This window comes from Rathayibacter sp. VKM Ac-2927 (assembly GCF_022815525.1).
GTDB lineage: Bacteria > Actinomycetota > Actinomycetes > Actinomycetales > Microbacteriaceae > Rathayibacter > Rathayibacter festucae.
Genome location: NZ_JALGRT010000002.1, coordinates 157,278 through 170,575 on the forward strand (window position 1 = coordinate 157,278; position 13,298 = coordinate 170,575).

The following is a 13,298-nucleotide window of genomic DNA, read 5'->3' on the forward strand; positions in this document are numbered from 1 at the left end:
GCGAGCGCACGACCCGGGACGCACGAGAGGGCCCGGGAGCAGATGCTCCCGGGCCCTTCGTGTGCAGCGGCTAGGACTGCTGCGCGCTCCGGCGACGGCGCGTCACGACGAGCGACGCGAGACCGAGCGCCAGCAGCGCGGCCGCACCGGACGCGAGGCCCGCGGTCTCGACGCCGGTCTCGGCGAGCGCCGAGCCACCGCGGGTGCTGCCGCCCGTGGTGGAGACGGTGGTCGTCGTGCCCTCACCGGGCTGCGGGACGTGAGCGCGGTACTGCAGGTACTCGAGACCGCCCTCGAGGACGCCCAGGGTGCCGACGATCGTGACCATGGCGTCGACGTGGCCGGGGGTCACCGGGTAGCTGTAGGTGCCGCCGGCGTAGGAGGAGGAGTCGAGCACGATCTCGTCGAGCTTCACCGCGACGAAGGGGTGGTCCTCGGTCGGGCGGTCGTAGTCGGCCGCCCAGATGACGAAGGTGATGCTGTCGAGGCAGTCGACGGTCTCGACCGACGGCAGGACGACGGTCATGACGCCGTTCGTCGTGCTCGCGGTGACGTCGCCGCTCTTGCTCTTCACGATGCGTCCGTCGTTCGGGGCGAGGCACGCGTGGTAGGCGGCCGCGTCGGCCTCGTACTGCTCGGCCGAGACGTCGGGGACGTCGAGGTGGATCTGCTCGCCGATGGTCTCGCGGGTGCTGCCCTGGACGTCGCCGTCGAATCCGTAGATCGCCACGAGGATGTCCTGATCGCCGGCGGGCAGGTCGCCGAGCCCGAGGGTGACGCCGCGGAAGTCGCGGCCCTCGATCGGGATCGTCGTCAGCAGCTCGAGCGAGTAGCCCAGGTCGGTCGGGCGCTCGTAATCGAGGTTCCAGACGCGCAGCTCCGCGCGCTCCCAGCAGGACGTGGTGCGGATCGGCGGGATCGTCACGCTGACCGCGGCGCCGGACAGGGTGGCCGACACGTCGCCCATGACCTCCTCCGCGACCGGCCCGCCGCCGGGGACGTCGCAGATCGGGTCGATGCCGGGGGCCGGCGTCGCGGTGGGGGTCGCAGTGGCCGACGGCTCCGGCGACGGAATCGGCGATGTCGTCGGGACGGCGGTGGGGGTCGCCGTCGGCGTCGCCGTGGGGGTCGGGGTCACTGTCGGCTCCGTCGTCGCGGTCGGAGTCGCGGTCGGAACAGCCGTCGGCGTCGGGGTGGTCGGAGTCGCGGTCGGGACAGCGGTCGGAGTCGACGTCGCGACGACGGTCGCGGTCGGCTCCGGAGTGCTGGTCGACGCGGCGGCGGCCGGGGCGATCAGGCCGCCGGCGAGGCCGACGACGAGGGTGAGGCACGCGACACGCGAGCGCGAGCGGAGAGAGGTCCCCCGGAGAGACATGGATGTATTCCTTCTCGAGAATGTGGAAGCGGGATCGGCGCCGAAGCTGCCCCCGTGGCGCCTGGCTGATGTCTATCAGCGGCCTGAACATCCGCACATCCCCCGCGAGGTCGCGTTCTGCATCGATCGCGTAACGGCGCTTCCGGCAGGTCTGGACACACCTCTCGGGCGGCTCGACCGACCGACGACCGGACCCTCCCGCGGGCACGCCGAAGGCCTGGAAGCGATGACTCCCGGGCCCCGGCGGTGAAGCGGGCCGGCACCGACAGTGCGATGGTCTCGGGGCCGGTGGCGACCGAGATCTCGCCGTCGAAGGTCACGGTTCCGGGCGCGGCCGTCGGCTCCGGAGTGGGTTCCGGGGACGTCGTCGGGACGGCCGTGGGGGTCGCAGCCGGCGTCGGCGTTGCGGTGCCGGTCGGCTCGGGAGTCGCGGCCGAAGTCGCGGTCGGGACAGCCGTACCTCGCGCCGCGACGAGTTCGCGGCACCGCGCCCGAAGGAGATGACGGGGCTGCTCGCCCCGTTCGCGCTGACCTGAGGCGAGCGCACGACGCGGGACGCACGAGAGGGCCCGGGAGCAGATGCTCCCGGGCCCTTCGTGTGCAGCGGCTAGGACTGCTGCGCGCTCCGGCGACGGCGCGTCACGACGAGCGACACGAGGCCGAGCGCCAGCAGCGCGGCCGCACCGGAGGCGAGGCCCGCGGTCTCGACACCGGTCTCGGCGAGCGCCGAGCCACCCGAGGTCGTGGTCACGGCGCCGGACGCGACGGTCAGGTGGATCTGATCGCCGACGTACTCGCGTCCGGTCTCACCGCCGTCCACGAATCCGGCGATGGTGACGCGGACGTCATTGTGACCGGGAGTGGTCGCGTAGGTCCGCGTCGCGCCGGGGAAGTAGCCGCCATCGAAGGGGATCGTGCCGAGGAGGACTGGCGTGAAGTCGTCGAGCTCGTTCGGCCGCTCGTAGTCGAAGGAGAAGATCCGGATCTCACCGCGCGGGACGCAGGCGATGGTGTCGAGCTCGGGGACGGTCACGGTCACGGAGCGGACACCGGCGGTCGCGGTCACCGGGCCCGAGAGCGACTCGACGACGTAGTTGCGGTTCGCGCCGAGGCAGGCCTCGAGGTCGGAGGCGTAGAGCGTCGCGACCTGCGTGTAGGGCTCGAGGATCCACGTCGGGGACCCGTCCACCGACTGGATGACGGTGACGGTGACGGTGTACTCGCGGCTGGTGCGGACCGGGACGGTCAGGGTCCCGCCGGCGTAGCCCTCGTCTCCGACGACGACCTCGGCGCTGGCGATGTCCTCCGTGGTCTCGGTGAGGGTCGGCATGATCGCGAGGATGATCGTCGATCCGTCGGTGCAGTCCGCCAGCTCGGAGGGCGGCACGGTCGCCGTCACGGTCCCCGGCTGGGTCAGGTCGACCGTGAGAGCCGCGGCGTCGAAGGGGAGAGCCGGCGGCACGAACGGGTCGCAGCCGGGCGCGGCGGGCTGCGGCTCGGCAGGCGTCGGCTCGGGGGGCGCGGACGGGGTCGTCGTGGGCACGACCGTGGGAGTCGCGGTCGGGGTCGCCGACGGCGTCGCGGTTCCGGTCGGCTGCGGGGTCGCGGTCGGGGTCGCGGTCGGGACGGCCGTCGGAGTGGGGGTCGCGGTCGGAGTCGACGTCGCGACGGCGGTCGCGGTCGGCTCCGGAGTGCTGGTCGACGCGCCGGCGGCCGGGGCGATCAGGCCGCCGGCGAGGCCGACGACGAGGGTGAGGCACGCGAGACGCGAGCGCGAGCGGAGAGAGGTCCCCCGGAGAGACATGGATGTATTCCTTCTCGAGAATGTGGAAGCGGGATCGGCGCCGAAGCTGCCCCCGTGGCGCCTGGCTGATGTCTATCAGCGGCCTGAACATCCGCACATCCCCCGCGAGGCCGCGCTTTGCATCGATCGCGTAACGGCGCTTCTGGGAGGATTGAGCCATGGCGATCCTCCGCGACCTGGCCCTCGGCGCACGGCTCTTCGGCAGGGGGTTCGGCACCTGGGTCCGCTCGCCCCGGGCGATGCTCCTCGGCGCGATCCCACCCCTGATCGTCGGCCTCGTCTTCGTCGGCGTCCTGGTGCTCGTGGTCACCCGGATCGACGCCGTAGTGCGCGCGCTGACGCCGTTCGTGGACGGCTGGGACGACGCCTCGGCCGGCACCGTCCGCCTCCTGCTCTCGATCGCCGCGGTCGGGGCGATCGTCGCACTCGGCGTCGTCCTCTTCGCCGCGGTCACCCTGCTCGTCGGCGACCCCTTCTACGAGCGGATCTGGCGCGGCGTCGAGAACGAGCTCGGCGGTGTGCCCGACGAGCACGAGACGGGCTTCTGGCGCGGACTCGGCCGCACACTGCGCGACTCCTCGGTGCTGGTCGGCACCTCGCTGGCAATCGGCGTCGTGCTGGTGCTGCTCGGGATCATCCCGGTCGTCGGGCAGGTGGTCGGGCTGATCGCCGGCGCGCTCGTCGGCGGCCGGGCGCTCGCCCTCGAGCTGACCGGGTTCGCCGGCGATGCCCGCGGACTCGCACTGCGCGATCGCCGCCGGCTCCTCGGCGAGCGCCGCGCGGTGTCGCTCGGCTTCGGCATCGCGGTGTACCTGGCCTTCCTGATCCCGGGCGGCGCGGTGATCGCGACACCCGCGGCGACGGCCGGGGCGACCCTCCTGCTCCGCACTCTCCGCGGCGAGTCGACCGAGCGGATCGACCCGGCGCCCGACGCCGCGACCGCCTGATCGGGTGGCCGCCCGAGCGGCGCCTCCCCTAGACTTCCCCCGTGCTCACGTCGACCCTCCGCCCCTGGTGGCCCGCCTCCTAGGCAGGCCGACGCGCAGACTCCTCTCGCACACGACCGCCTCGACCGGGCGGTCGTTCTGCATGTCGGGGCCCGGGTGAGGGACACCCCGACCCAAGGACCACGATGACCTCGCTCCTCTCCCGCATCCTCGCCTCCGACGGATCGCTGCCGTTCGCGGTCGTCCTCCGGCAGGGCCGGACGGACGTCGACGTCTTCACCGGCGACGTCGTCGACGTCGAGGGCCTCGCCGACATCCCGCTCGACGGCGCCGACGTGCTGACCCTCGTGCCCTACCGCCAGGTGCGCGAGCGCGGCTTCGCGGCGAAGGACGACGGCGCCCCGCTGCGGAACCTCGTCGTCCGGGAGCGCGAGAGCGTGCCGCTCGCCGAGGTGCTGCGGCTGCTGCCCGAGCGCGAGATCCCGGTGGAGGAGCGCGGCTTCGACGTGCCCGACGAGGAGTACGCGGAGATCGTGCGCCGGGTGATCGACGACGAGATCGGCCGCGGCGAGGGCGCGAACTTCGTCATCAACCGCGCGTTCGTCGCGCACACGGACGCTCCCGCAGTCGAGGCGGTGCTGGCCTGGTTCCGGCGGCTGCTGACCGACGAATCGGGCGCCTACTGGACCTTCGCGATCCACACGCCCGGCGCCGACGGCTCGCCGGCCGTCACCGCGGTCGGCGCGACGCCCGAGCGCCACGTCTCCGTGCGCGACGGCGTGGCGATGATGAACCCGATCAGCGGCACCTTCCGCCACCCCGCGGCCGGCCCGACCGGCGCCGAGGTGCTGGCGTTCCTCGCCGACGTCAAGGAGAGCGAGGAGCTCTTCATGGTGGTCGACGAGGAGATGAAGATGATGAGCGCGGTCTGCCCGAACGGCGGCCGGATCCTCGGCCCGTTCCTCAAGCAGATGTCGCGCCTCAGCCACACGGAGTACCTGCTCGAGGGGCGCACCGACCTCGACGTCCGCGAGGTGCTGCGGCTCACGATGTTCGCGCCGACCGTCACCGGCTCGCCGATGGAGAACGCCTGCGCCGTGATCGCGGAGTACGAGAAGGAGCCGCGCGGCTACTACTCCGGTGTCCTCGCCCTGTTCGAGCCGGAGGAGCACGGCTACACGGTCGACGCGCCGATCCTGATCCGCACCGCGTACCTCCGCGAGGACGGCCGGCTCACCGTGCCGGCCGGCGCGACGCTCGTGCGGCACTCGACGCCGGAGGGCGAGGTCGCCGAGACCCGCGCGAAGGCGTCCGGGGTGCTCTCCGCACTGGGGCTGCTCCCCCACCGCGACATCCCGCCGGCGATCGACCTCAACGCGCAGCCCGGCGTGCAGGAGGCGCTCGAGGCGCGCAACGAGCGGCTCGCGTCGTTCTGGCTGCGGCCGCAGGCGCCGGAGCACATCGAGGGGCTCGCCGGGCACACCGCGCTCATCGTCGACAACGAGGACCAGTTCACGACGATGCTCGCGCACCAGCTGCGCCACCTCGGCATGGACGCCCGGGTCGAGCGCTGGTCGAGCGTCGAGGACGTGCTGAGCGACGACCTCGTGGTGTTCGGCCCCGGCCCCGGCGACCCGCGCGACGACTCCGAGCCGAGGATCGCGCGCCTGCGGGCCCTGATGACGGAGCGGCTCGCCTCGGAGCGGCCGATGCTCGCCGTCTGCCTCAGCCACCAGATGCTCTCGCTGCTCGCGGGGCTGCCGGTCGAGCCGCTGCCCGCGCCCCGGCAGGGCGTGCGGCTGGCGGTCGACGTGTTCGGCGAGGACGCGGCGATCGGCTTCTACAACACCTTCTCCTCGGTCGCGGACGCGGACATGTCGAGCACCCCGCTGCTCGACCTCGAGATCTCGCGCGACCCGGCGACGGGGATCGTGGACGCGCTGCGCGGGGAGGGGATCGCCTCCGTGCAGGGGCATCTCGAGTCGGTGCTGTCGTCCGACGGCCTGCGCACGCTCGAGCGACTGGTCCGCACCGCGACCTCGCAGCCGGCGCGCGCGTGAGCGACGTCCGGCTGATCGCGTCGCCGTCCTACTCCGCCGAGCTGCGGGAGGCGGTGGCCGCGAGCGTCCGGGCGGCGGCGGAGGCGGCGCGCGGCTGGTACGGCCGCGGCGACAAGCTCGCCGCCGACGCGGCCTCGGTCGCGGCGATGCGCGCGGTGCTGGCCGAGGCGCCGTTCGCCGGCGTGGTCGTGATAGGCGAGGGCGAGAAGGACGACGCGCCGATGCTCGCGAACGGCGAGCGGCTCGGCCGGGCGGACTCCCCCTCCTGCGACGTCGCGGTCGACCCGCTCGACGCCACGCGGCTGGCGGCGGAGGGGATCCCCGGCTCGGTCTGCGTCATCGCGCTCGCCCCGCGCGGCACGATGCTCGACCCGCGCGGCGTGTTCTACATGGACAAGCTGGTCTGCTCCGGCGCGGGGGCGGGAGTCGTCGGGCTGGACCTGCCGCCCGCCGAGAACGCGCGGCGGCTGGCCGACGCCCTTCGCAAGCCGGTCTCCGAGCTGGTGGTCGCCGTGCTGGACAAGCCGCGGCACGCCGGACTGATCGCCGCCCTCCGGGAGGCCGGTGTCGCGCTGTCGCTGCGCGGCGAGGGCGACGTCTCGGTCGCGATCGAGGCCGCGGATCCCTCCGGCAGCGTCGACCTCGTGCTCGGCATCGGCGGCACGCCCGAGGGCGTCGTCGCCGCCTGCGCCGTCCGCGCCCTCGGCGGCGTGATGGAGGGCCGCCTCGCCCCGCAGACCGCCCTCGAGCGCGCGAACGCCCTGGCCGTCGGCCACGACCTGACCCGCCTGCTGACCCTCGACGACCTCGTCTCCTCCCCCGACGTCCTCTTCGCCGGCTGCGAGGTCTGACGCTTCTCCGCGAGATGCCACTTGTGCACGCCTTTCACGACGTGTCGCGTGCACAAGTGGCATCTCGCGGAGGCGGTGGTCAGGGGGCGGCGACGCCGTGGCGCCAGTAGCCGATGAAGGTGATGGCGCGCTTGTCGACGGCGCGGTCGGCGACGAGGTGGCGGCGGGCGCCGGTGGCGAGGGAGGACTCGCCGACGGCGAAGACGGAGGGGCGGCCCGCAGGCAGGGTCGCATCGCGGAGGACGGCGAGCGCGTGCTCGCCGGGACGGGCGTGCGCGTCGGCGCGCGGCAGCCAGTGCAGAGTGACGGCGTCGGACGCGACGACGGGCTGGCGGTCCGCCTCGGAGGGCAGCTCGAGGAAGACGTGCGCGGCGCGGTCCTCGGGCAGCGAGGCGAGGATGCCCGCGACCGCCGGCAGACCCGTCTCGTCGGCGACGAGCAGGCACCAGTCGGAGCCGTCGGCCCGGCGGTAGCCGAGCCCCTGGTCGAGGATGCCGACCCGGTCGCCGACCGCGGCGGTGAGGGCGAAGGTCACGGCGGGCCCCGACTCCCCCGGCTCGCCGTGCACGACGAAGTCGACGTCGATCTCGGGTCCGCCGTCGGCGCCCTCGGCCCGGTAGCGGCGGACGGTGTAGTTGCGGACCACCGGCCGCTGCGCCTTCGGCATCGCGAGGTACTGCGCGTACCAGAGCGCGCTCGAGCGAGTCGGCAGCCGCAGCGCCTCCTGCCCGGGCCGCGGCAGGAAGAGGCGGAACCACTGGTCGTGGCCGAGCGGGTGCAGCAGCGCGACCCCGGGCCCGCCGAAGGTGACGCGCTGCATCCCCGGCGTCACGCGCGCGGTGCGGACGACCTCGACGGTGACGACCTGCGGATCGGTGGGGCGGGTCGGGGCGGACGAGCGGGCCATGCGGAGCCTCCGTACTGCGGGCGGACGCACCGCCGGATTTGGTGAGGCTTACCTTACCCAGCCGCTCCTCGAGCATCCGACAGCGCGCCGACGATGAGCTCCGCGAGATGCCACTTGTGCATGCCTTTCACGGCGTGTCGCGTGCACAAGTGGCATCTCGCGGAGGGGGTGCGGCCCGCGCAGCAGGGACGAAGCGGGCGCGCCGTAGAGGGTCGGCAGGCGGAGCGGTCCTCGCCGGAGGCCGACCGGTCGGCCGTGCTGAGCACAGGCCGGTACGCAGCTGCTCGCCTGACCCTCGAAGAAGGGTATGTGACATTTGCTCGCTGAGTGGTCATATAAATGTGGTTGCGGCGCTGGGTCCGACCGACGGATCGAGGGACGGCCATGAAGAGATCGACACGAATCGCTTCCATCGCAGGAGCAGTCCTGCTGAGCGTCGGAATGGCGGCGACGGCGCAGGCGAACGTCTTCGCTGACAGCTTCGACAAGAACGCCGGCGGGTTCCAGTCGCCGACGTCGACCACCTACCAGACGAAGTACGAGTCGAATCGCAACGGCACCATCCAGCTCCGGGAGATCGGCAGCGACTACAAGATGGACGCGCAGATGTGCCAGGCGCTCGTCAACTGCGACAAAGGCACGAAGATCTTCTCGATCACCGACGACAACATCGTCCACGGGCTCCCGAACAGTTATGCGGCGGGTACCGAGACTCTCACGTCCGCGCTTCGAACGACTCCTTTCACCATCTATCAGGTGCACGTGCGCGGTCAGTGGCAGGCCTGGTAGAGCCGGAACCCGACCATCGACACGACCGTGCCGTCGCGCTTCGCACTGGTCCTCACCGATCTGCGGTCGTCGTTGCGCTGGCCGCAGGCGCTCCTCGGTGCGATCCTCGTCCTCGGTCCGACGGCTCTCGGGCTGGCGGAGGTGGGCGGCGGTGTCTACCGCGATGAGCTGGACGTCTACTCCCAGTTCATGATCTCCCCGATGATCATTCTCTTCCCCGTCTTCATCACGACGGCCTGCTGCAGCGGCACCGCTGCCGAGATCAGGAACAGGTTCGTCGTCCTCGTCCGCGCGCGGACGGATCTCCGGTCCTACCTGGCGACCCGGATGATGAGTGTCGCCCTCGGAGGATTCGTGCTCGGCTTCGTCGCCGCACTCCTTCCCGGACTGATCGCCTTCGGGATCTGGCCGGAGCTGGGTGCGCCCTTCATCGATCCGGTCGTGTACGGACTCGCACCGGACGAGGTGGAACGGAACGCCCTGGAGCGCGTGAACTACTCGCAGCTGCTCGCCTTCGGGTGGCCGGTGTACCTGATCGGCTACTCCTCGGTGCTGGGTGCCTGGGGCGCGATCACGGCGGTGGCCGGGGTGCTCGCACTGGTCGCACTGAAGAACCTGGGGCCGGCGATGGTGCTGCCCGCAGTGATCTTCTTCGTCGAGACGATGGCTGTCGCTCTGGTCGACCATCCACTTCTCGGATTCATGTACGGAGCCTTCCCGTTCGGTCTCGATCAGGCACCGATCGGCATCATGGTCCTGCCGCTCGCGGTCGCTGGAGCCGCGACGGTTCTCGCCGCACGGCGGGTCCTCGGCAGAGCCCAGCGACTCCCGGCGCTGACATGATCGCCTCGCTCTCCCGCCGTGTCCGCCTGCTGCTCGCCGGCTGGGCGCTCGCGGCTGCCGCCGCGTACTCGATCCACCAGCGGATGCTCTGGACCGCGTCGGGTTCCTCGTTCGGATTCGTCGACGTGGCGGTCGAAGTCGTGAACGACCCGCTCTTCGTCTGCTACGGACTGGGAGCGCCGTGGTGCATCGCCTTCTTCCTGGCGTCGAGGTCCCTCCCTCCGGAAACCGTGCGCATTCGGGCAGGATCCCTCAAGAACGTGCTCCTCGTCCTCCTGCGCAGCGACGCGGCGAGTGCTGCGGTCGTCCTGTTCGGTGTGCTGACGACGTGCTGGGTGTGCTCCCTCGGGCTGGTGAACGACGTCGCGCGCGTGCCCGGATCGGTGAGTGCGCTGCTCTCGGACGTTGCGCTGCCCCCGCCCGTCGGAGTGCTGCTCCAGCTCCCGCTCCTCCTGCTCTTCCTCGCGACGATCGGGTCCCTCCTCTCCGCCTGCTGGGTGCTCTCAGGCGGGAGTGTCCTCGTCGGGCCGGCGGCGACGGTGCTGCTCGGCTGGTTCGCCGTCTCGGCGGCGGGGGGACTCCCGAGGGACTCCGCCGTCAGCTCGGCGTTCCTCTCCAGTTCCTCGCTCCACCTCGGGCGGCCGTTCGGCGTGCTGGCCGCCGTCGTCGTCCTCCTCTCGATCGAGGTCGTCCTCCTCGGCGCCGTCCGGGTCCAGGATCACCGGCTGTCCGGAGCGGCGCGGTCCTGGGGTGCCGGATGGGCGGCGTACGTCCTCCTCCTCGGCACGGCCGCGCTCGGGCCGACGGGGCTCCAGTCGGTCTCCGAGGGGAATCCGGCACCCGGGGTCGAGGGAAGAGTCCTCGGTCCTCTCTTCGCGGGCCCAGTGGGCGCTCTCGCACCCACCCTGTTCTCCGTCCTCGTCGTCACGGGCTTCGCGATGACCTGGCAGCTCAGCGAGCTCGATCCCCGGCGCCCGATCCTCCGCTGCGAGCTGATCCGGTTCGGATCGAGCGGCGCTCGGAATCGGCGACTCGGCGCAGGGCTCCTCGCCCGTGCACTCGGAGTGAGCGCGCTCGTCGGCGCTCTGGCCGGTGCCGAGGCGCTCCTGCGGGGCGCCCCCGGCGAGCTCGCGTCCTTCGTCGACCCGGTGGTGGGCTATCAGCTCCTGGTGAACGGAACGCTGCAGCTGACACTGGTCGCGGTCGCCGCCTCCGCCTTCGCGCCGCTCGCCGGATCGGGCGCGGCCCCCGCGGCCTTCTCGGCCGGATTGGCCTTCCTGCCGAGCGAGCTCCTCGAGGGCAACCCGCTCGGCATCGCGGGTCTGTGGAGGAGCGCGGGGGGCTGGCCGAGCGTCCTCCACGGGACGGCGCTGGCGCTGGGGAGCGCCTGCATCGTCCTCATCGCAGCAGTCATCGCGTCTCGACTGGTCGAGAGGCATCCAAGAACAGAAAGAGGTCGCTCATGACGAACGCCATCACGGTCGAGGGTGTGTCCAAGAGCATCCGCGGGAATCTGCTCTACAGCGAGGTCGCGTTCGAGCTGCGCCGAGGCGGGCTCTACGCCCTCCTCGGTCCGAACGGCTCCGGGAAGTCGGTCCTGCTCCGACTGCTCTGCGGCTTCCTCAGGCCGGACTCGGGCAGCATCAGCGTCGACCCTTCGATCTCGCCTGAAGGGCGGACGTTCCCGGACGGCTTCGGGATCACGATCGACGGCCCCGCCTACATCGCAGGCCTCTCCGCGGAGCGGAACCTCATACGACTGGCCGCGATCCGCAAGCGCATCGGGATCGAGGAGATCCGCGCGACGCTCGCCTCGGTACGTCTGCAGAGCACGGGGCGCTCAGCGGTCCGCACCTTCTCCTCGGGCATGAAGCAGAAGCTGTCCCTCGCGCAGGCTCTGATGGAGGACCCGAAGGTGCTCCTCCTCGACGAGCCGTTCACCGCGCTCGACACGGAGAGCGTCGCGGTCGTCAAGGAAGTCCTCCGCGAGCGAGTGGCCCAGGGTGTCACCGTTCTGCTGACGATGCACGGCGAGGCGGACTTCCTCGCCGAGTGCGACGGCGTCCTCCGGATCGAGAACCGCACGATCTCGACGCTCTGACGACCGGCCGTCTCCGCGAGATGCCACTCGTGCACGCCTTTCACGGCGTGTCGCGTGCACAAGTGGCATCTCGCGGAGGGGGTGCAGCGGGGACGACGAAGGCCCCGGCTCGACGTGCGAACCGGGGCCTTCTCGATGTAGCGGGAGCGGGACTTGAACCCGCGACACCACGATTATGAGCCGTGTGCTCTAACCACCTGAGCTACCCCGCCGCACGTTTCCGGAGGCTGGCCTGCCGGGAACGGAGCCCCCTGTGGGAATCGGACCCACTACCTCTTCCTTACCAAGGAAGTGCTCTACCAATGAGCTAAGGGGGCGCACCTGCGGGTCTGACTGCCCCTCTCGGGGCGTGCCCGCGATTTGGCACCGTTAGACGATAGCACCTCCACGGGGCCGTGTTGACCGCGGGGTGGAGGGGGTGGTCCGGGCGGGGTGGATCTCGATACGCCCGCTCCGCGGGCTACTCGAGCAGCATGAAGGCGCCGATGGAGCAGCCGCGCAGCGGCGTATCGAGACCCGCCTACGAGCGGCTCGCCGTGTCGAGTGCGGCCAGCTCCTCCGCCGTCAGCTCGAGCGTCGCGGAGGCGAGGAGGGCGGGCAGCTGCTCCATGACGCGGGCGCTCGCGATCGGGGCGGCGACGCCGTCCTGCGAGCGCAGCCAGGCGAGGGCGACGGTCGCGACCTCGGCGTCGTGGGCGGCCGCTGCCGCGTCGAGGGCGGCCAGCACGCGGCGCCCGCGGGCGTCGAGGTACTGCGCGGCGCCCGAGGCGCGCGGGCTGTCCGGCGTCGAGCCGTCGCGGTACTTGCCCGTCAGGAAGCCGGACGCGAGTGCGTAGTACGGGACGACGGCGAGCCCGGCCTCGCGGGCGAGCGGCAGGACGTCCGCCTCGATACCGCGCTCGACGAGGTTGTAGTGCGGTTGCACGGCGACCGGCGCGTGCAGGCCCTCCTCCTTCGCGAGGCGCAGCCACTCCGCGATGCGGTCGGCGCTGAAGTTCGAGACTCCGATCGCGCGGACGAGGCCGTCGTCGACGAGCTCGGAGAAGACCCGGGCAATGTCCTCGAGCGGGACGGCGTCGTCGTCGAAGTGCGCGTAGTAGAGATCGATCCGGTCGGTGCGCAGGCGCTGGAGCGAGGCTCGGGCGGCCCGGCGGACGTTGTCGGGCGCGAGGCCGGTGAACTCGGGGTGCCTGCTGACCTTGGTCGCGATCACGACGTCGTCGCGCGAGCCCGAGCGGCGCGAGAGCCACTCGCCGATGATCGTCTCGGACTCACCACCGTGGTTGCCGGGCACCCAGGCGGAGTAGGAGTCGGCGGTGTCGATGAAGTCGCCGCCCGCGGCGACGTAGCCGTCGAGGACGTCGAAGGAGGTCTGCTTCCCGGCGGTCCAGCCGAAGACGTTGCCGCCGAGGGAGAGCGGGAAGACCTCGAGGCCGGAGTCGCCCAGGGGCGTGCGGGTGAGGGAGTCGTGGGACGGAGCTGCGCTGTCGATCGTCATCCCCCGATTCAACTCGCCGCGGGCCGCACTGCCGATCCCCCGCCGCGCATGCGGAGCAAGCACTCAGCCACCCGGCGCCGAGCAGTACCTCCGGCACGCGGAACCTCCTTCGGCACGCCGGAA

11 protein-coding genes and 2 tRNA genes are annotated in these 13,298 nt (G+C 71.9%); 7 read left to right on the plus strand and 6 right to left on the minus strand.

What is annotated here, in order from left to right; genetic code table 11:
• Window positions 1-70 precede the first annotated feature (70 nt).
• Window positions 71-1,375: an LPXTG cell wall anchor domain-containing protein gene (locus MT353_RS05985; protein ID WP_243623844.1), complete on the minus strand. Its 1,305-nt coding sequence runs from the start codon at window positions 1,373-1,375 to the stop codon at window positions 71-73.
• A 607-nt stretch (window positions 1,376-1,982) separates the two neighbouring features.
• Window positions 1,983-3,179: a hypothetical protein gene (locus tag MT353_RS05990; protein ID WP_243623845.1), complete on the minus strand. Its 1,197-nt coding sequence runs from the start codon at window positions 3,177-3,179 to the stop codon at window positions 1,983-1,985.
• 158 nt (window positions 3,180-3,337) lie between these two features.
• Here MT353_RS05990 and MT353_RS05995 point away from each other — a divergent pair, with 158 nt between their 5' ends.
• The 3 genes from MT353_RS05995 (at window position 3,338) to MT353_RS06005 (ending at window position 7,037) form a co-directional block, all read left to right on the plus strand.
• The gene (locus MT353_RS05995) at window positions 3,338-4,126 is read left to right on the plus strand and encodes an EI24 domain-containing protein (protein WP_243598337.1); all 789 of its coding nucleotides are present in this window, start codon (window positions 3,338-3,340) and stop codon (window positions 4,124-4,126) included.
• 185 nt (window positions 4,127-4,311) lie between these two features.
• Complete coding sequence (locus MT353_RS06000; protein ID WP_243623846.1) at window positions 4,312-6,186, plus strand: anthranilate synthase family protein; 1,875 nt, start codon at window positions 4,312-4,314, stop codon at window positions 6,184-6,186.
• Window positions 6,183-7,037, plus strand: a complete 855-nt coding sequence (locus MT353_RS06005; RefSeq protein ID WP_243623847.1) for a fructose-bisphosphatase class II family protein — start codon at window positions 6,183-6,185, stop codon at window positions 7,035-7,037. The genes MT353_RS06000 and MT353_RS06005 overlap by 4 nt, the downstream gene beginning before the upstream one ends.
• Window positions 7,038-7,116: 79 nt before the next feature.
• On the opposite strand, the gene MT353_RS06010 is transcribed toward MT353_RS06005, so the two are convergent.
• Window positions 7,117-7,944 (minus strand): siderophore-interacting protein, encoded by an 828-nt coding sequence (locus MT353_RS06010; protein WP_243623848.1) that lies wholly within the window; start codon window positions 7,942-7,944, stop codon window positions 7,117-7,119.
• 384 nt (window positions 7,945-8,328) lie between these two features.
• On the opposite strand from MT353_RS06010, the gene MT353_RS06015 reads away from it, so the two are divergent.
• The 4 genes from MT353_RS06015 to MT353_RS06030 are packed head-to-tail and all read left to right on the plus strand — an operon-like array spanning window position 8,329 to window position 11,677.
• The gene (locus MT353_RS06015) at window positions 8,329-8,733 is read left to right on the plus strand and encodes a hypothetical protein (protein WP_132437558.1); all 405 of its coding nucleotides are present in this window, start codon (window positions 8,329-8,331) and stop codon (window positions 8,731-8,733) included.
• Between the two features lie 27 nt (window positions 8,734-8,760).
• Window positions 8,761-9,576 (plus strand): hypothetical protein, encoded by an 816-nt coding sequence (locus MT353_RS06020; RefSeq protein WP_243623849.1) that lies wholly within the window; start codon window positions 8,761-8,763, stop codon window positions 9,574-9,576.
• Window positions 9,573-11,042 carry a hypothetical protein gene (locus MT353_RS06025; RefSeq protein ID WP_243623850.1) on the plus strand — a complete coding sequence of 490 codons (1,470 nt, stop codon included), beginning with the start codon at window positions 9,573-9,575 and terminating at the stop codon, window positions 11,040-11,042. The genes MT353_RS06020 and MT353_RS06025 overlap by 4 nt, the downstream gene beginning before the upstream one ends.
• The gene (locus MT353_RS06030) at window positions 11,039-11,677 is read left to right on the plus strand and encodes an ATP-binding cassette domain-containing protein (protein WP_243623851.1); all 639 of its coding nucleotides are present in this window, start codon (window positions 11,039-11,041) and stop codon (window positions 11,675-11,677) included. The genes MT353_RS06025 and MT353_RS06030 overlap by 4 nt, the downstream gene beginning before the upstream one ends.
• Before the next feature lie 138 nt (window positions 11,678-11,815).
• Here the strand turns inward: MT353_RS06030 and MT353_RS06035 are convergent.
• The 3 genes from MT353_RS06035 to MT353_RS06045 form a co-directional block, all read right to left on the minus strand.
• Window positions 11,816-11,889 (minus strand) — tRNA-Met (locus MT353_RS06035).
• A 33-nt stretch (window positions 11,890-11,922) separates the two neighbouring features.
• Window positions 11,923-11,994, minus strand: a tRNA-Thr gene (locus MT353_RS06040).
• Window positions 11,995-12,197: 203 nt separating this feature from the next.
• Entirely contained in the window at window positions 12,198-13,175 is a 978-nt protein-coding gene (locus MT353_RS06045) for an aldo/keto reductase (RefSeq protein WP_243623852.1), read from the minus strand.
• Window positions 13,176-13,298 lie beyond the last annotated feature (123 nt).

Excerpts from the sequence above, each read along its gene's own strand:
- MT353_RS05985 (WP_243623844.1), bottom strand. The coding sequence starts at position 1,375 with ATGTCTCTCCGGGGGACCTCTCTCCGCTCGCGCTCGCGTGTCGCGTGC.
- MT353_RS05990 (WP_243623845.1), bottom strand. The coding sequence starts at position 3,179 with ATGTCTCTCCGGGGGACCTCTCTCCGCTCGCGCTCGCGTCTCGCGTGC.
- MT353_RS05995 (WP_243598337.1), top strand. The coding sequence starts at position 3,338 with ATGGCGATCCTCCGCGACCTGGCCCTCGGCGCACGGCTCTTCGGCAGG.
- MT353_RS06000 (WP_243623846.1), top strand. The coding sequence starts at position 4,312 with ATGACCTCGCTCCTCTCCCGCATCCTCGCCTCCGACGGATCGCTGCCG.
- MT353_RS06010 (WP_243623848.1), bottom strand. The coding sequence starts at position 7,944 with ATGGCCCGCTCGTCCGCCCCGACCCGCCCCACCGATCCGCAGGTCGTC.
- MT353_RS06015 (WP_132437558.1), top strand. The coding sequence starts at position 8,329 with ATGAAGAGATCGACACGAATCGCTTCCATCGCAGGAGCAGTCCTGCTG.
- MT353_RS06025 (WP_243623850.1), top strand. The coding sequence starts at position 9,573 with ATGATCGCCTCGCTCTCCCGCCGTGTCCGCCTGCTGCTCGCCGGCTGG.
- MT353_RS06030 (WP_243623851.1), top strand. The coding sequence starts at position 11,039 with ATGACGAACGCCATCACGGTCGAGGGTGTGTCCAAGAGCATCCGCGGG.
- MT353_RS06045 (WP_243623852.1), bottom strand. The coding sequence starts at position 13,175 with ATGACGATCGACAGCGCAGCTCCGTCCCACGACTCCCTCACCCGCACG.